Genomic DNA, 16,563 nt, shown 5'->3' on the forward strand with positions numbered 1-16,563 from the left:
GGCGCTCCACTGTTCGAGCGGTCAGCGAGTTTGGAGCGTCTTGACTTTTTTGCTTACTTTTTGTGTCAAGACAAAAAGTGAGGCCCGCCCGGCCAGGGCAAGCTATACAACAGCTCAACGGGCAAACCGCAAAACCCGCCGCTACGGTGCACATGCTGCTGCTACAGAGCACTTGACAATGCCCTTACTCCACCGGAACCAACCTGTAAATCGTGCCCGGACTCTCTACAGCCACATAGATATACCCATCCGGCGCCATCCGCACGTCGCGCACACGGCCAATGTTCTTCAGGAGCTTCTCCTCACTCACGATTTTGTCGCCATGCATCTTGAGCTTGCTCAGGAACTGGAAACGGAGGGAACCAACCAGCAGGTCGCCTTCCCAGCCTTTGTAGCGGTCGCCGGTCACGAAAGCCATACCTGATGGACCGATGGACGGCACCCAGTACCAGAGCGGCTGCTCCATACCTTCTTTCTTGGTGAGTTCCGTCAGCACGGTGCCGTTGTAGTTGATGCCGTAGGAAATGACAGGCCAGCCGTAGTTTTTGCCTTTCTCGGCTATGTTCACCTCATCGCCGCCGCGCGGACCGTGTTCATTTGTCCAGAGTGCACCTGTCTTAGGGTGAATCGTCATGCCCTGAATGTTGCGGTTGCCGATAGTATAGATGGTGGCAATGGCGTTTTTCTCATGCACGAACGGGTTGTCGGCAGGTATAGCGCCGTCGTCTTTAATGCGGTGTACTTTGCCCGGGGCGCGTTCTATGGTCTGGGCGTTTTCGTGGTGCTGTCCGCGGTCACCCACCGTGAGGTAGAGCAAGCCATCACGCCCAAACTCAAGGCGGGAGCCGTAGTGGTGGCGGGTTTTGGCCCAAGGGTGCGCCTCAAATATCACCTTCTGCTCGCTCAGTTTGTTTCCCTCCAGTTTAGCACGCATCACGGCAGTGGTGGAGAGGGTCTGGTCGCCTTCTTTCTTGAAAGCGGAGTAGGAGAGGTATATTGTGTTATTCTTCGCGAAGTCCGGGTGCAGCTCCACATCCAGCAGACCACCTTGTCCTTGGGCCAGCACTTCCGGTGCTCCGGCTATCTTCTGCAATTGGCGGGTACTTTTAGGCAAGCGGTAGAAGGAGCCGTTGCGGTCGGTTATCAGCATATCGCCGCTGGGCAGAAAGGCCATTCCCCAAGGTACTTCCATACCTGTCGCCACGGTGTCGAGGCGGTAACGCAGGGCTTCAGAGGTATAGACATCCGTAGCGGTGTCTTCCTGGCTGAAATCGTACTGCTTCACGTTCTGTATACCTTCCTGGATGTAGGCCACCAAGGCGGTTATTTCAGTATCAGAGAAAGTCTTTTCAAAGGCAGGCATACCTTCGTCGGGGTAGCCGTGCTTGATGGCGGCAAAGAGGTTGTCGGCGGAGTTGCCGTGTTTCCACTTGCGGTCAGTGAAGGCCTGCATCTGCTCACCGTGGCAGCCGGAGCAGTAGCTGGCGTAGTTGGTGCGGGCCTTCTCGAGCTGGGCGTCCGTCAGGGCTACTTCCTTGGCGGAAGCCTCGGCTAGGGTGTTGGCTTTGTTGTCAGCTGACGTGGTGGTGTTGGAGCCGGTGCAGCTGTCGAGGGTAATCAGGGCGAGTCCCAGGAGAGGGAGCAGGGAAATGGTTTTTCGCATAGTTGGAAATCGTGATATCGTCTACCCTTACGGGAATGATGTAAATTGGTAACCGCAAATATAGGAAGCAAGTGATGTATGAATAAAAAAGCCACCCGCGGAGGTGGCTTTTTTTTGTTTACAATGGCAGTTTCACATCTTTCATCAGCCTGCCCACCGGGTACATTTGGTGCGTAGGCTCGTAGTGTGGGGAGTTGCGGTACACAAAGTCGAGCTGGGCGCGGGCGTTCTTGGCAAACTCCGGGTCCTGCTTCTTGCGCTCCTCCAGTTGCTTGCGCAGTTCTGGCTTCTGCTTCAGGATGTCGGCGGCCAGGTCTTCAAACACATAGCTGGAAAAGTACTCCTTCTGCATCAGGATGCTGTCGAAGAAGTTCCAGTTGAAGTAGGAGTCCACAGCCTGCGGCTCCAGTGCCTCCACCAGAAAGCGGTTCGCCTCCTGGTTCAGGTATACCACATAGTCACCTTTCAGGAATTGGCGCGGCATGGTGCGCGTCTCCACCTGTGTGCCGTAGTGCAGGTAGTGCCCCTCGTACGGACGCTGCCCGGTCTTGTAATCGGTGATGTAGTAGGTGTCGAGGGTGATGGTGGTGTCGCGCTGGAGCTGGCGCATCTCCACTTTGTTCAGCTTCAATCTGTCAATCACCTCACGCCACGCCTGCGGAATGAGGTAGGCCACCGGCTTCTCCACCGTCACGGTAGGGGTGAAGGTATTGTAGTAGTTGATGTTTTTGGAATAGGGCGCCTTGCGGTCGTAGTACAGGCGCTCCAGCCCGCTTACCTCGCTCGGCTTGTACTTGGCGGCATAGCCCAGGAACGGAATCTGTTCTACTTTGGTGGTGTCCAGTTTCCAGTCCAGCGCGTAAGTTTTCTGGGTCAGCGTCTGCTGCTTCGCCTTCGCGCGCAATTGGCCAATCTCTTTGGCGTCGCGGCTCACGGTGCTAATCATGTGTTCCATCAGCTTGTAAGTGGACTTCACGCGCTGGTCGAAGGGCTTGAGCATGTGTGTCTCCGGCACAAAACCGATGGTGTTGTAAAGGGCCGTATATCCCGTGGCATAGCGTGGCGACTCCATGAACCCTACGATGCCTTTGTCAGGCGTCTCATCAATCGTGTTCATGTACGGCACCATCGGGAATTTGTCTTTCTTCATGCCCTCGTACAGCGTAGGCAGCATTTTGCCCTGCAGGTAGCCAGCCAGCGTCGGGTTAAGCTTGTTGTGCTGCGTGGCGATGAGCGTCATCACGTGCTGGTAGTCGGCGCCGTTGGAGGTATGGTTATCCATGAACACGTCCGGGTCCCAATCGCGGTATATCTGGTGGAAAGTCTGTGCGTTGCGGGAGTCGGTTTTGAGATAGTCGCGGTTCAGGTCGAGGTTGCGTGCGTTGCCCCGGAAGCCGTAGGTCTCCGGACCGTTCTGGTTGGTGCGGGTATGGCTGTTGCGGTTGAGCGCTCCTCCTATATTATAGACCGGTATGATGGCCAGCACCACATTGTCGAGTTGCTTGCGTTTGCGTTTGTCCTGCAGGTAGTCGCGGGCCAGGAGCATGGTGGCGTCAATCCCTTCAGGCTCACCCGGGTGTATGCCGTTTTGGATGAGGAGGATGCGCTTGTCTTTCTGTCGGATGGACTTCGGGTCGAAGTCTTTGTCGGTGGAGACGATGACCAGGTGCAGCGGATGGCCGGCGTCGGTGCTGCCGTAAGGCACCATCTTCACTTCGTCGTAAGCTGCATCGAGTTTGGTATACCAGTCGATGGCTTCGTTGTAGGTGGCAGTCTGGTTGCCGTTGCCTTTTTCGTAAGGCGTCTTGAGGTCTGTTTTGTCAGGTGTTCCGGTAGCCAGAAAAGCGGCTAAGAGTAGGGTGGTTAACATGGATGAGCTTGCAATTGGTGTTGTCAGGCAATGTTAACCATTTCCGGGGAAAAAACCCGCACTACACCCGAAACGTTGCCCTGTTCTTGTTGGTGGGGAACAACTTTTTGTCGAGGCTATACCTCCCGGGGCCTATTAACAGGAGAGAGCAGAAGAGGATGGCTGCCTCCAGAGCGTGGGAGTAGCCGCCAAAGCCTTCGCCAGCCGCCGCGTGTCGAAGGGCAGCCACCAGCATGGTGATGACAAGCAGGATGCACACCGGCCGAAAAAACAAGCCCAGCGCCAGCAAGGCACCACCCACCGTCTCCGCGAAAGCGGCCATAAAACCCCAGAAAACCGGCAGGAAGCTAATACCCAGCAACTCCATGTTGCCACCAATCTGCTCCCATTTCTCCGGACCACCCACCATTTTAGGCCAGCCATGGAGGATGAACATGATGCCGATGCCGATGCGGAGCAGCAGCAGTCCGGTGTTTTTGTAGCTGTAGCGGGAGCGGAGTATAGCCATGAGAGCAATAATACGTATTTCTACATAATATTACAAAAGCCTAATATAGCAAAATGCCTCGCACCAGTGTATTGGCCGGGATGTCGTCTGGTTTCAAGGCGTGTAACTGTGATTTGTCCAGTTGGCTGGTGTCCAGGATGAAGGACATGCCCGCCTCTTCTGATACGGCCACGAAGCCGGCCTCCCCCAGGCTAGCGTATTTAATAGGATAGCGCTGCCTCACCTCACCATACTTGGAGCCGACTCCTATACCCTCGGGAGTTTTGTAGTCATCGTCTCGCAGCCGGATGCGCCATACCTGGCAGTCTGGTTCGCATTGCTGCTCCACCAACAGGCCGCTGGGGCTGGTTGGGCTGCTGTACACGTAGGCGGTATAGGCCTGGCCTTCCAGGTGTAGGGTGGTGTCTTTGATTTGCTGATGGACGGGCACCTGCTGGCGCATCTCCGCAATGGGCATGCCGATACGTATGGTGCCCACCCGCCCTTTGGTTACTACGAAGTGGGCAGGGTCCGGCGTGGCGGCCGTGTCCTCCGCTTGCGACGTCTCAGGTGGGACGTTGCTGGTGGTCGTGGCTGTTCCTGTGTCGTCAGTGTCGGCAAGGCAAGCTGCCATACCCACGCCCAACAGGATAGCGTATAGAAGGTTCTTTAGCATGTGATGAGGATGAAGCAATCGTTATATTATTGTTATAACCTTGTTGCACAGGGGCAGGTTGTAGTATATTAGCGTGAAAACGAAATTAGTTTCTTTTGTCATACATCAACTCAGAATATTAAAATGACTAGACCATTAATCCTGGTATCGAACGACGACGGCATCACGGCTCCGGGCATCCGGACGCTGGTGAAGGTGGCCAAATCCATAGGAGAGGTAGTGGTGGTAGCCCCCGACGGACCGCAGTCAGGTATGGGACACGCCATCACGATAGGAAATACGTTGCGCCTGGACAAGTCCATCGCCTTTGACGATTGGGACGTGGAGGCCTACGAGTGCTCCGGCACCCCGGCCGACTGCGTGAAGCTGGCCAAGTTCCATGTGCTCAAGGACAGGACACCCGACCTGGTGGTGAGCGGCATCAACCACGGATCTAACTCCAGTATCAGCGTGCTGTACTCCGGCACCATGTCGGCGGCTATCGAGGCGGCCATCGAAGGGCTCCCGGCCATTGGTTTCTCCCTGTGTGACTACGGCCACGAAGCGGATTTCTCTCATACCGACGAGTTTGTAGAGTTGATTATCCGGCAGGCGCTGGAGCACCGCATACCGGAGAACACCGCCTTGAACGTGAACTTACCGAAGAAGAGCGAGGAGCCGATAAAAGGAGTGAAGGTATGCCGGCAGGCCCACGCCAAGTGGCAGGAGGAGTTTGACGAGCGCCTGGACCCCCGCAACCGCCGCTACTTCTGGCTGACGGGCAGCTTCGTGAACCACGACAAAGGCGAGGACACCGACGAGTGGGCGCTGGTGAACAACTATGTATCGGTGGTGCCCTGCCAGTTCGACATGACCGCCTACCACGCTATGGCTACGCTGAACGATTGGAATCTATAAGGTATAGGTATACCTGGAAGTGAACAGGCGCGGCTTTACCAACTGGTGAAGCCGCGCCTGTTTTGTGTTATGTCCACTCCGTAAACTGTCATTCCGATGAAAAGAGGAATGACAGAAAGGGGAAGGGGGTGTGTCGTTTTCCTACTTATACCTCGTCACCACCACGTCAGCCGGTTTGGTAGAGGAGGCTTCTGATGGAGAACTGCCGCCGTTGGTCACAAAGCGGATGACGAGCTTTCGGGACACGGGCACAGATTGGCCGTCTACTTTGCCGGGCGTCCATTTGCCTTGTGTGCTCTGAAGCACGTTGGAAATCTCATCATGCAACTCTTTCCCCACAGCTACCGGCAACATGCTGATGACCTTACCGTCTTCCTTGATAATCAGGTACACGTCCACATCGCCCTCAAACGTAGCGTCGGCCGGGTAGCGCAGGTTTTTGGCCAGGTATTTCTCCAAGGGGCCATCCTGCAACACAGGTTTCACATCGGCCTCCTCGTAGGTATAGGAGCTCTTGGTGTACTTCGTCATGGAAGGCGTCTGCATCTCCTTCTCGTTTTTGGCGGCTGTCGTTCCCAGGAACTGCACCGGCAGCACGAGTTCTGCCCCTATGGCCTGTCCGTTTTTAGTGGCGGGTTCCCACTTGCCGGAGGTGGCTTTCACGGCTGACATCGCTGATTCGGAGAGTTGGGCCAATAAGGCTTTGTTCTGCAGTTGGAAGGTGGAGGCATCCATGTAATCAAGGTCGGAGTCAGGGCCAACGGTCTTCTTCAGCTTGGTGCCTTCAAGACGGATGTTAGACACGGTACCGGCTTTGTCCACATAGAACTTCACCACCACGCGGGCGTTCAGGTTCTCCTGCTTGGCCTCGGCTGGCAGGGCCAGGTAGGGGAGCATGGTTTGGTACATAGCTTCCTGTCCGCCTTTGAACTGCGGTGGACGGTTGGCTTTGTCAGCGGCAGCTTTCCGGTCAGATTCCGACATGGCAAACCGGATGGGCAAGGTATAGCGCACCCGCACCGCTTCGCCGTTCTGGCGACCGGCGTTCCAGTGACCGCTCATCAGCCTGACCACGCGCAGGGCTTCTTCGTCGGTGCCGCGGCCTAGCGTTTTCACCGATTTAGCCTCGCTGATGGTGCCATCGGTTTCCACTACGAACGACACAACCACCAGGCCCTCCAGTCCGTTTTCTACCGCGTCTTTGGGGTATTGGATGTTGCTGCCCAGGAACGTGAGCATTTCTTTTTCACCGCCTTTGAATTCGGGCATCTGCTCTACATAGCTATAGGCCTTGTCAGCGGCTTTGGCGGTCTGTGCCGAGGCAGCGCCCAGTGGAGCTGCCACCAGGGCAAGCGCGAGCAAAGGGGCGGCGAGTGCGGTTTTAATGAGGTTCTTGTTTTTCATGAGATGTAAGTTTTATGGTTTGTCTTAGGATTGGAAAGGCAACAGTTCTCCTGGTCCAGCTTCTGGGCTGGATGAATCGGGGAAATCAAGGTATAGGGTGAGGTTATTTCATCGCGAAGCGTACTGGCAAAGTATAGCGCACGGGAACTGGTTTGCCATTCTGACGACCAGCGTTCCAATAGCCGTTCATTTCCTCCACCACGCGCAGGGCTTCTTGGTCCGTCGCGTCGTCCAGCTTCTTCAGGATGGCGATGTCATGCAGGCTGCCGTCCGCCTCCACCACGAAGCTCACCACCACCAGGCCTTCCACGCCAGCCTCCTGCGAGGACTGCGGGTAGCGGATGTTCCGGCCCAGGAACTTGAGCATCTCGGAATCACCCCCCTGGAACTGGGGCATCTGCTCCACAAAGGTATAGGGCTTCACTTTTTCGGGAGAGGCCACTTCAGGCTGAGCAGGTATAGCCGCTGGTTTCTCCGTGTCCGTGTGAGCCACGGCTTTTTCGGCGGGTTGTGTGAAAGTCAGTTTTTCAGGTATGGCTTTCGTGTCATTGGCTAAGTGCTCTTCTGGCTGTAGTTGACCCTGGTTGGCTGTCGCTGAAGCCGCTTTCTTGGCAGGTGACGTAATCAGAGTCTCGTTCAAAGCCGGTGCCTCTGCAAAAGGAACTGCCATGTCTGCATTGACAGAGTTGGCCGAGAAGGTGATTAACAAAGCGAACAGAAGCGGAAGCGCCAGCAGGGGGCGCAGGAGGCTGGCTTTTCGGCCATGTTTCTGCAGCATGCGCAGGCGGCGGAACACCTGCGGCTTCTGGAAATAACTGCCTACCGGTATACCTGCCGTATACAGGGCTTCCTTTGCCAGCAGCGAGCTGTATTCCTGCGGCTTATATTCTGACAGCACTTCGGCATCGGCCTGGTACTCATGCACATCGCGCAGCTCTCCCTTGAGCAGCCACACCAGCGGGTTGAACCACAAAATGGCCGTCAGGACTTCATAGTACAGCACGTCGTAGGTATGGCGCAGGCGCACGTGGGCCAGTTCATGGGCAAGCACTTGCCGCTGTTCGTTGCTTGAGAGGTGCGCTTGCCGGTTCAGGAACACGCGGTTAAGGAAGGCAAAAGTAGGATGATGCGTTTCCACCTGCAGGACGGTGGCCCCATAAGCGTCTTCGTTTAGCGGTGTGGCAGCGGCCGCCAGGCGGCGCAGGCGCACCAGTTGCCAGACCAGTCTGCCCAGCAGCACCAGCCCCACCAAGGTATACAGCGCTAGCAGGGCAGTGCCCAGAGAAATGGAGGATTCGGCTGCCGGCGTTGCCCCGCTATATCCGGTCACCACCACCTCCTGAAGTTGGATGCTGGGCAGCGTAGCCACCGGCAGTTGCGCAGCGAAGGGCAGCGGAATGCGCAACAGCGGCGCTGCCAGGGCCACAGCAGGCGCCAGCAGCAGGAACAGGCGGTTGTAGCGGAGGCTCGGCTGGTCGCGGAGCACGAGGCGGTAAAACAGGTAGAGCAGGAGCAGGCACAGCCCCGACTGTAGGATGTAATTAACGGTTGTCTCCATCGGGCTGGTCCTCCTCTTTCAGGTCATTTTTTACGTGGCGCATCAGTTGGTCGAGCTCCTGCACATCCAGGTTGTTGTCCTTGGCGAAGAAGGACACCAGTTTCTCGAAGGAGCCTCCGAAGTAGCCGCTCATGAAGTTCTTCAAGAAGAAGCTCTTGTACTTGTCCTCGGCTACGAGCGGGAAATATTCGTGCGACTTGCCGTAGGCCGTGTAGCCCACGAAGCCTTTTTTCTCGAGTATACGCACAATGGTGGAGACCGTGTTGTAGGCGGGCTTGGGCTCCGGCATCTGCTCGATGATGTCCTTGACGAATCCTTTTCCCAGCTTCCAGAGAATCTGCATGACCTCTTCCTCTGCTTTGGTGAGCTCTTTCATAGGCGGTGTTTCTGTTCAGTAGGATAAATATATAACTAAATACTTAGTTTACAAACTAAATGTTTAGTTTACCGGTAATATTCTTTCCTATACCTGCTTTGTGTCAGGCTTTTCCAGTACGCTCACACTCAGAAACCCGCTGCCTTCGTGCAGGGTGCTCTTCCAACCCATCTGTTGCAGGTACCGCCTGATGAAGTTGTTCAGCAGACCGTGGGCCACCAGAATGGCGGTGTTTTTCTGCTCGGCCTCCTGCGCCAGTAGCTCTGCGCCTTGTCGGGCCCGTGCCCTAGCCTGCAGGAACGTCTCAATGCCCTTGCTGTTGAAACCCAATAGCCAGAGGGCGCGGGCGCTGAGTAGCCAGAACCGGAGGGGCAGCCGGAGCAGGGGCAGGGAAAAAATGCGGCGTTCAAACTCCCGGAACTCATGCCGGACAAGCAGTTCCACGTCCTCCCCGAAAATGGCCTTGGCCGTGAGTTGTGAACGGATGAGGCTGCTGCAGTATACCTGTTTCACCTCTTTATAAGGTATGGCTTCGTGCTGCAGCACGAACTCCTCCACCTCGGCGGCATCGTAGTCGCTGATGAAGGTGCGGGCATCGGCGGCGCTGAAGAACCCTTTTTTGGAGACTTTGGGCCGCGCATGCCGAATCAGGAAAATCTTCTGCCTGCGCACAGGCTGTGTTGGTTGGCTCTCCAAGGTATAGGCGTTGCGTTCGTTACCACGTGTATACGCACGAGCCTCACCAAGTAGACTAAGAACTGTGCTGCATGCTCAGTCCAGCAAAAATAGTGGCCTTGATAGCCTCCCATTCCGGCCTCAGGATGCTGTAGTAAATCGTGTCGCGGCGGCGGCCGTCCTGCATGAGGGTATGGCTGCGCAGAATCCCTTCCTCGGTGGCGCCAATCTTCCGCATGGCTTGACGGGAGCGCAGGTTCAGCACATCGGTCTTCAACTCCACCCGCTCGTACTGCTGCACCTCGAAGGCGTAAGAGAGGAGCAGGAACTTGCAGTGCCGGTTGAGCCCGCTGCCCCGATAATCCTTGGCCAGCCAAGTCCAGCCAATCTCTAGCCGCTTGTCCCGCTCCGACACGTTTCCGTAGGCGGTGCTGCCCGCCAGTTTACCCGTTGCTTTGTCCACTATCATGAAGGTATAGCGCTGCTCCTTCTCCCTGTCCCGAAGGGCGGCCTGCATCCAGGCGTCGAGTTCCTGCTGGTTGCTGATGCGGGAAATCATGAAGCGCCAAATGTCGTCATCGAAGGCAATGGTTTGCAGTTGTTCCTGGTCGGAATCGTGGAAGGGGCGGAGCAGTACGTGGCTGTTTTCCAGTCGGATATCGCTGTTGAAGTCCATAGAGAATCAGTGTTGCTGTAGGTAACATACGCAAATCTGATTCCGGTGCAAAATCTGAGCGGGGAGAACATTGGTACTCTAAATAAAAAGTGCCTCAGAACAAGGGTAGAGGCAATAATAAGTCAATTTTTATATAGCAGATTAGCAGCATCAACAACCCTATTTCCGTATCGTACGTTTCATATTTAACAAATCAAACTATAAACATTTGTATATATAATAACATATAGATAATAGAAATTGGAGAATTTGAAGGGAAGGAAAGCACTGGTTTCAGGAGGGAGTTCAGGTATTGGACGCGCCATCGCGCAGAAACTCTCCGAGGCCGGTACGCAGACAGCCGTGGCCGATATCGCACCCCCTGACTCGACCTCGTCTGACCGTTTCCATACCTTCCGCTGCGATGTATCCTCCGGACCCGAGGTAGACACCTTGTTCCAACAGGTGCATCAGCAGCTAGGCAAACCTGACATACTCATTTGCAGCGCCGGCCGCGGCATCCACGAGAAGCTCACAGAGGGCGACCCGGAGAAGTGGCGGCACATCATCGAAACCAACCTGCTCGGAGCGCTGCGGATGGTGCGTGCTTTCACCCCAGGCATGCTCGAAGCCGGCCACGGTGACGTGATCTTTTTATCATCAGTGGCAGCACAGCACCCCTATACCTATGGGGGGGTGTATGCGGCAACCAAATCGGCGCTGGAGGTCGTGGCGGAGACGCTGCGCCTGGAAACGCTCCCGTTGCTGCGGGTAACGGTCATTGCACCCGGTGTCACCGACACCCGCTTTTTTGAGAACACTGTTTCCGGCTACCACACCGCCAAGGAGATAGGCTACGGCGCCATCTCCCCGGAAGAGGTGGCCGGAGCTGTACTATACGCCGTGAGTCGCCCACCAGGAGTATCGGTAGGGAACATCACCATCCGGCCCACGGCACAGCCATTTTAAAAGCAAACAGACAAACAGAACAAAACAGACTATGAAACAAAGAATTCTGATAACGGGTGGGGCCGGCTTCATCGGCTCTCATTTGGCAGACGAGTTGCTGCGCCAGGGGTACGAAGTGCGGGCGTTAGACAACCTGAGCGAGCAGGTGCACGGCAAAGATTGCAAGCGCCCGGAATACCTGCACGAAGACGTAGAATTGATAGTAGGCGACGTGCGTAATCCGGAGGATGTGGAGCGCGCGCTGGAAGGTGTGGATGCTGTTTTCCATTTCGCCGCCATGGTAGGCGTGGGGCAGAGCATGTATGAAATAAGAGAATACACCGATGTGAATAACATGGGCACGGCCGTGCTGCTGGAGGCGCTCATCAAGAAACCGGTGAAGAAACTGGTGGTGGCCAGCAGCATGAGCATCTACGGCGAAGGCCTCTACAAAAACCAGCAGGGTGAGCTGATGACGGCAGATGAACGCCCACTGGAGCAGCTCAAGGCAGCAGACTGGGAACTTTACGATGCCCAGAAGCAGGTGCTGCAGCCTATACCTACCCCCGAAACCAAGGCACCGACGCTCTCATCGGTTTACGCCTTGTCCAAATACGACCAGGAGCGCCTGTGCCTTATGACGGGCCGCGCCTACAACATACCTACGGTGGCCATGCGCTTCTTCAACGTGTACGGCACCCGCCAAGCTTTATCGAATCCATACACTGGGGTACTGGCCATCTTCGCCTCCAGGCTGCTCAACAACAATGCTCCCATGATATTCGAGGATGGCTATCAGCAGCGTGACTTCGTGCACGTGCGCGACGTGGCTTTGGCCTGCCGCCTGGCGCTGGAAAATGACGAGGCGAACGGACAGGTGTTCAACGTCGGCAGCGGCAACAACTACACCATACAGGAGATTGCGGAGCGGCTGGCTACGGTCATGGACAAGAAACACCTCGCGCCCCAGATTACGGGCAAGTACCGCGTGGGCGACATACGCCATTGCTACGCCGACATCTCCAGAGCCCAGCAAGTGCTCGGATTCTATCCGCAGGTAGAATTCAACAGTGGACTGGAAGAACTGGCGGACTGGCTGGAAGGACAGATTGCCTACGACCGCGTGAACGAGGCAAGTGCCGAGCTCGCAGCCCGCGGACTGACGGTATAGCCGCAGTCAATTGAATCCCCATCAAAAGAACGAAGAGTGCGATGAAAATAGACAATACGATTACACACAACACAAACTTGCCCACAGTGGGACTGGTAGAGTGGTTCAGACCCGGAGAGTACGAGCATGTGAAGCAAGTGCTGGCAGACCTGAAGGAGTTAGGAATAACCGAACTCCGCACCGGTGTTTCCTGGGCCGATTACTATACCGAAGGCGGCAAGGAATGGTACAACTGGCTTATACCTACACTGGCCCAAGAAGTGACCTTACTGCCCTGCTTCCTGTATACCCCGCCTTCACTGGGGGAGAAGCCGCGCACCTCTGCGCCTCCCAAAAACCTGAAATCCTATGCTGATTTTCTGGATGTGTTCATCACCGACCTGGGGGAGCACTTCGAGTGGGTGGAGCTGTGGAATGAGCCCAACAACCAGGTGGAGTATGACTTCACCCTAGACTACGGCTGGAACAAATTCGCCGAGATGGTGGGCGGAGCCGCCTACTGGTGCAAGCAGCGCGGTAAGAAAACCCTTCTGGGTGGCATGAGTCCCATAGACCCTAATTGGCTGCACACCATGTTCGAGCGTGGCGTGATGCAATACATCGATGCAGTAGGTATACACGGTTTCCCGTATGTGTTTGACCAGCAGTGGGATGGGTGGCAGTCTAATGTGGAGGCGGTGCGCGCGGTACTGGATAAGTTCGGCTCAAAGGCTGAGCTCTGGATAACAGAAGCCGGCTTCTCCACATGGCAGCACGACGAGTACAAGCAACTGGAGGAGTTCCGGTTGGCGCTTGATGCAGACGTGACACGCGTCTACTGGTACGGCCTGCAGGACCTCGACCAAAGCCTGCCCACCGTGGCCGGTTTCCACCTCGATGACCGAGAATATTACTTCGGGCTCAAGCGCGCAGACGGCATCCCGAAACTCCTGTACAGACTGATAGCCAACTACGGGGTAGAGGGGCTCGGCAATCTCAAGCACATCAAGAACTCAACTGAGGCGCTGCAAGGCAGACCCTATACCTTGATAACCGGCGGTGCGGGCTTTGTGGGCACCAACCTCGCGAAGCGACTGCTGGAAGAAGGCAAGCGGGTACTGGTGTTCGACAACCTGAGCCGCGACGGCGTGGAGCGCAACCTGCGCTGGCTGCACACCAACTACCCGGACAACCTGGAGATTTATGTAGGCGACATGCGTGATTTGCACACCGTGCGCAAAGTGGTGAACAACGCAGAGGCTGTCTATCACTTCGCTGCGCAGGTAGCCGTCACCACTTCCCTGTTCCAGCCGCTCAACGACTTTGAAATCAATGCGCGCGGCATCATCAACCTGCTGGAGGCCATCCGGGCGCAGAACAATCCGCCGCCATTGGTATTTACTTCCACCAACAAGGTATACGGCGGCCTGGAGGACATGAAATTCATATCGAACGGTAGCCGCTACAACCCAGCCGACAAGCATATCAAAGCACAAGGAATCAGTGAAAACCGACCACTCGACTTCCATAGCCCCTATGGTTGCTCCAAAGGCGCCGCCGACCAGTATGTGGTGGACTATGCTCGTACCTACGGTATACCGGCCGTGGTCTTCCGGATGAGCTGCATCTACGGTCCGCACCAGTACGGCAACGAGGACCAGGGCTGGGTGGCGCACTTCGCCATACGCGCCATTGAGGATAAACCTATCAGCATTTACGGAGACGGCAAACAGGTGCGCGACATCCTCTTTGTAGAGGACTTGGTTGATGCCTTCCAACTGGCGTTGGAGCACATGCCTGCCATTTCGGGCCAAGCCTTCAACATTGGGGGCGGGCCGGACAACACAGTCAGCCTGCTTGAGCTCATCCAACTCGTTGGGGAGTACAGGGGACAGGAAATTCCGCTGTCCTTCGGCGATTGGCGCACTGGCGACCAGCACTACTATGTATCCGACATCCGCAAATTCAAGGAAGCAACCGGCTGGTATCCGAAACACAATGTACAGGAGGGCGTAGCCAAACTTTACCAGTGGCTGTGCGAGAGCAGAGGTATAGAAGTGCCAGCCTTATTGACAGAAGAACCAGAGAAAAAAGCAGCAGTAGCCTAATGCAACAACAAGACACCCTTATACCTGAGAACACAAGCGCAGCCGCCGACAAAGCGGCTGCCTCTACGATGCAGGCCGCCGTCATCACAGCGCCTGAAACCATTGAGGTACAGGAGGCCCCTATACCTGAGCCGCAGACTGGGCAGGTACGCCTGCGCCTGCAGGGCTGTGGCCTCTGCGCTTCCAGCATACCTGTGTGGGAGGGCCGCGACTGGTTCACCTATCCGGTAGAGGCCGGCAACCCAGGCCACGAAGGCTGGGGCATCATCGATGCCGTGGGGGAGGGCGTGGAAGGTCTGAAGGCAGGAGACCGTGTGGCCGCACTGTCCTATAAATCCTATGCCCAATACGACCTGGCCGATGCCGACAAGGTGGTGAAACTGCCGGAGGCTTTAGCAGACAAGCCTTTCCCGGGGGAGCCGCTGGGTTGCGCTATGAACATCTTCCGCCGCAGCCAAATAGAGGCGGGCCAGACAGTTGCCATTCTGGGTATAGGCTTCCTGGGGGCGCTGCTGGTGCAGCTGGCCAAGCACGCAGGTGCCAGAGTCATAGCCATTTCGCAGCGCGACTTTTCCCTGGACATCGCCAAAAAGTGTGGTGCAGACGAAGTGGTGAAGATGGACGACCATTACAAAATCATCGAAAAAGTGAGCGAACTCACCAACGGAAACTTCTGTGAGCGCGTACTAGAGTGCACTGGCAAAGAATGGCCCCTGAACCTGGCCGGTGAGCTATGCGCCGAACGCGGCAGGCTCATCATCGCGGGGTTCCACCAGGACGGCATGCGGCAGGTCAACATCCAGCTTTGGAACTGGCGCGGGCTCGATGTCATCAACGCGCACGAGCGCGACCCACAGGAATATATCACGGGTATACGAGAGGCGGTGACAGCCGTGGAGCAGGGAATAATCAACCCGGACATGCTCTATACCCACACGTTTACTTTAGATGAAATTGAACAGGCTTTCCACCACCTGGCCACCCGGCCCGATGGATTTGTGAAAGCACTCATCACACTATAGACTATGCAGGAAACCATACTCGGTAACAGCCAGGAGGCTGTTACAGCATCTTCTTCTTCCTCATCTCATAAACCAAGACTTGGCTTCCTGGGCGTCGGCTGGATTGGCCGCAACCGCATGGAAGTGATAGCTAAGAATGGAGCCGCTGAGGTAGCCTATGTGTCTGACACGTCTCCCAACAATGCCGAGGAGGCCATGAAATTTGCCCCAAACGCGCAGCTGTTGAACTCCCTGGAGAGCATCTTGGAGCATCAGGAGTTGGATGCCGTGGTCATCGCGACCCCAAGTGCCTTCCATGCCGAGCAGAGCATGCTGGCGCTGGAGGCAGGCAAGGCGGTGTTCTGCCAGAAGCCGCTCGGTCGCAACCTGGAGGAGACGAAACGCGTGGTGGAAACCGCCCGCAGGCAAAACAAACTGCTGGGTGTGGATTTATCCTACCGCTATACCCAGGCCATGCAGCAGGTATACCAAGTAGTGAAAAGTGGAGAGTTGGGCCAGGTATATGCCGTGGAGCTGGTGTTCCACAATGCCTATGGTCCTGATAAGGCTTGGTTCTATGAGCCGAAACTCTCAGGTGGCGGCTGCGTGATAGATTTGGGCGTGCACCTGATTGACCTAGCCCTCTGGAGCCTCGGCTTTCCGGAGGTGAAGCAAGTGAACAGCCACCTTTACGCCAAGGGCAAACCCATCAGTATGGCCGAAGGCAAGGTAGAGGACTACGCCACGGCCAGCATTGAACTCAAAACGGGCACGCATCTGCAGCTGAGCTGCTCCTGGAACCTGCCCGCCGGACAAGAGGCCATCATCAGCGCCACTTTCTACGGCACCGGAGGTGGTGTCGCGCTCAAAAACATCAACGGGTCTTTCTATGACTTTGTGGCGGAACGCTACTACGGTACCAAAACAGAACAATTGGTTTCACCGCCTGATGAATGGTCGGGTAGGGCCGGTGTGGCCTGGGCGGAGCGACTTCAGAAAGGAGAGGGCTTCAGCGAGGAGGCCGAGGAATTCGTGAAAGTGGCAGAAGTACTAGACAAAATTTACGGGAGATAATATTATGGAAGCACATCATCC

At 56.0% G+C, this 16,563-nt stretch carries 15 protein-coding genes; 6 read left to right on the forward strand and 9 right to left on the reverse strand.

Features of this window, described 5'->3' with window-relative positions:
- Positions 1-184: 184 nt before the first annotated feature.
- The 4 genes from B051_RS0120380 to B051_RS0120395 form a co-directional block, all read right to left on the reverse strand.
- Complete coding sequence (locus B051_RS0120380) at positions 185-1,663, reverse strand: PQQ-dependent sugar dehydrogenase (protein WP_018480091.1); 1,479 nt, start codon at positions 1,661-1,663, stop codon at positions 185-187.
- Between the two features lie 118 nt (positions 1,664-1,781).
- The gene (locus B051_RS0120385) at positions 1,782-3,533 is read right to left on the reverse strand and encodes a M14 family zinc carboxypeptidase (protein WP_018480092.1); all 1,752 of its coding nucleotides are present in this window, start codon (positions 3,531-3,533) and stop codon (positions 1,782-1,784) included.
- A 61-nt stretch (positions 3,534-3,594) separates the two neighbouring features.
- Entirely contained in the window at positions 3,595-4,041 is a 447-nt protein-coding gene (locus B051_RS0120390) for a DoxX family protein (protein ID WP_018480093.1), read from the reverse strand.
- Between the two features lie 40 nt (positions 4,042-4,081).
- Positions 4,082-4,696, reverse strand: a complete 615-nt coding sequence (locus B051_RS0120395; RefSeq protein ID WP_018480094.1) for a hypothetical protein — start codon at positions 4,694-4,696, stop codon at positions 4,082-4,084.
- 123 nt (positions 4,697-4,819) lie between these two features.
- Between B051_RS0120395 and surE the strand changes: the two genes are divergently transcribed.
- Positions 4,820-5,593, forward strand: a complete 774-nt coding sequence (gene surE / locus B051_RS0120400) for a 5'/3'-nucleotidase SurE (protein ID WP_018480095.1) — start codon at positions 4,820-4,822, stop codon at positions 5,591-5,593.
- A gap of 141 nt (positions 5,594-5,734) precedes the next feature.
- Here the strand turns inward: surE and B051_RS22130 are convergent, their stop codons facing one another.
- The 5 genes from B051_RS22130 to B051_RS0120425 form a co-directional block, all read right to left on the reverse strand.
- The gene (locus B051_RS22130) at positions 5,735-6,997 is read right to left on the reverse strand and encodes a TonB family protein (RefSeq protein WP_018480096.1); all 1,263 of its coding nucleotides are present in this window, start codon (positions 6,995-6,997) and stop codon (positions 5,735-5,737) included.
- Between the two features lie 103 nt (positions 6,998-7,100).
- On the reverse strand, positions 7,101-8,555 hold the full coding sequence (locus tag B051_RS0120410) for a M56 family metallopeptidase (protein ID WP_018480097.1): 1,455 nt from the start codon (positions 8,553-8,555) through the stop codon (positions 7,101-7,103).
- A complete protein-coding gene (locus B051_RS0120415) occupies positions 8,539-8,931 on the reverse strand; it encodes a BlaI/MecI/CopY family transcriptional regulator (protein WP_018480098.1) in 393 nt (130 codons plus the stop codon). The genes B051_RS0120410 and B051_RS0120415 overlap by 17 nt, the downstream gene beginning before the upstream one ends.
- A gap of 87 nt (positions 8,932-9,018) precedes the next feature.
- Positions 9,019-9,603 carry a histidine phosphatase family protein gene (locus B051_RS0120420; protein ID WP_245539678.1) on the reverse strand — a complete coding sequence of 195 codons (585 nt, stop codon included), beginning with the start codon at positions 9,601-9,603 and terminating at the stop codon, positions 9,019-9,021.
- A gap of 79 nt (positions 9,604-9,682) precedes the next feature.
- Positions 9,683-10,282, reverse strand: a complete 600-nt coding sequence (locus B051_RS0120425) for a GNAT family N-acetyltransferase (protein WP_018480100.1) — start codon at positions 10,280-10,282, stop codon at positions 9,683-9,685.
- Between the two features lie 240 nt (positions 10,283-10,522).
- Between B051_RS0120425 and B051_RS0120430 the strand changes: the two genes are divergently transcribed.
- The 5 genes from B051_RS0120430 to B051_RS0120450 are packed head-to-tail and all read left to right on the forward strand — an operon-like array spanning position 10,523 to position 16,542.
- Positions 10,523-11,230, forward strand: coding sequence for an SDR family oxidoreductase (locus B051_RS0120430; RefSeq protein ID WP_018480101.1), 708 nt, complete (start codon positions 10,523-10,525; stop codon positions 11,228-11,230).
- Between the two features lie 31 nt (positions 11,231-11,261).
- Positions 11,262-12,380, forward strand: coding sequence for an NAD-dependent epimerase/dehydratase family protein (locus B051_RS0120435; RefSeq protein WP_018480102.1), 1,119 nt, complete (start codon positions 11,262-11,264; stop codon positions 12,378-12,380).
- 41 nt (positions 12,381-12,421) lie between these two features.
- On the forward strand, positions 12,422-14,467 hold the full coding sequence (locus B051_RS0120440) for a GDP-mannose 4,6-dehydratase (RefSeq protein WP_018480103.1): 2,046 nt from the start codon (positions 12,422-12,424) through the stop codon (positions 14,465-14,467).
- A complete protein-coding gene (locus B051_RS0120445) occupies positions 14,467-15,489 on the forward strand; it encodes an MDR/zinc-dependent alcohol dehydrogenase-like family protein (protein ID WP_018480104.1) in 1,023 nt (340 codons plus the stop codon). Before B051_RS0120440 ends, B051_RS0120445 begins: the two co-directional genes overlap by 1 nt.
- Positions 15,490-15,492: 3 nt before the next feature.
- Complete coding sequence (locus B051_RS0120450; protein ID WP_018480105.1) at positions 15,493-16,542, forward strand: Gfo/Idh/MocA family protein; 1,050 nt, start codon at positions 15,493-15,495, stop codon at positions 16,540-16,542.
- Positions 16,543-16,563 lie beyond the last annotated feature (21 nt).

The organism is Pontibacter roseus DSM 17521 (genome assembly GCF_000373265.1).
Taxonomy (GTDB): domain Bacteria; phylum Bacteroidota; class Bacteroidia; order Cytophagales; family Hymenobacteraceae; genus Pontibacter; species Pontibacter roseus.

What these genes read in the sequence shown, in the direction of transcription:
- B051_RS0120410 (WP_018480097.1), bottom strand. Translation starts at nt 8,555, where the DNA reads ATGGAGACAACCGTTAATTACATCCTACAGTCGGGGCTGTGCCTGCTC.
- B051_RS0120440 (WP_018480103.1), top strand. Translation starts at nt 12,422, where the DNA reads ATGAAAATAGACAATACGATTACACACAACACAAACTTGCCCACAGTG.
- B051_RS0120380 (WP_018480091.1), bottom strand. Translation starts at nt 1,663, where the DNA reads ATGCGAAAAACCATTTCCCTGCTCCCTCTCCTGGGACTCGCCCTGATT.
- B051_RS0120425 (WP_018480100.1), bottom strand. Translation starts at nt 10,282, where the DNA reads ATGGACTTCAACAGCGATATCCGACTGGAAAACAGCCACGTACTGCTC.
- B051_RS0120395 (WP_018480094.1), bottom strand. Translation starts at nt 4,696, where the DNA reads ATGCTAAAGAACCTTCTATACGCTATCCTGTTGGGCGTGGGTATGGCA.
- B051_RS0120445 (WP_018480104.1), top strand. Translation starts at nt 14,467, where the DNA reads ATGCAACAACAAGACACCCTTATACCTGAGAACACAAGCGCAGCCGCC.
- B051_RS0120415 (WP_018480098.1), bottom strand. Translation starts at nt 8,931, where the DNA reads ATGAAAGAGCTCACCAAAGCAGAGGAAGAGGTCATGCAGATTCTCTGG.
- B051_RS22130 (WP_018480096.1), bottom strand. Translation starts at nt 6,997, where the DNA reads ATGAAAAACAAGAACCTCATTAAAACCGCACTCGCCGCCCCTTTGCTC.
- B051_RS0120435 (WP_018480102.1), top strand. Translation starts at nt 11,262, where the DNA reads ATGAAACAAAGAATTCTGATAACGGGTGGGGCCGGCTTCATCGGCTCT.
- surE (WP_018480095.1), top strand. Translation starts at nt 4,820, where the DNA reads ATGACTAGACCATTAATCCTGGTATCGAACGACGACGGCATCACGGCT.
- B051_RS0120385 (WP_018480092.1), bottom strand. Translation starts at nt 3,533, where the DNA reads ATGTTAACCACCCTACTCTTAGCCGCTTTTCTGGCTACCGGAACACCT.
- B051_RS0120450 (WP_018480105.1), top strand. Translation starts at nt 15,493, where the DNA reads ATGCAGGAAACCATACTCGGTAACAGCCAGGAGGCTGTTACAGCATCT.
- B051_RS0120390 (WP_018480093.1), bottom strand. Translation starts at nt 4,041, where the DNA reads ATGGCTATACTCCGCTCCCGCTACAGCTACAAAAACACCGGACTGCTG.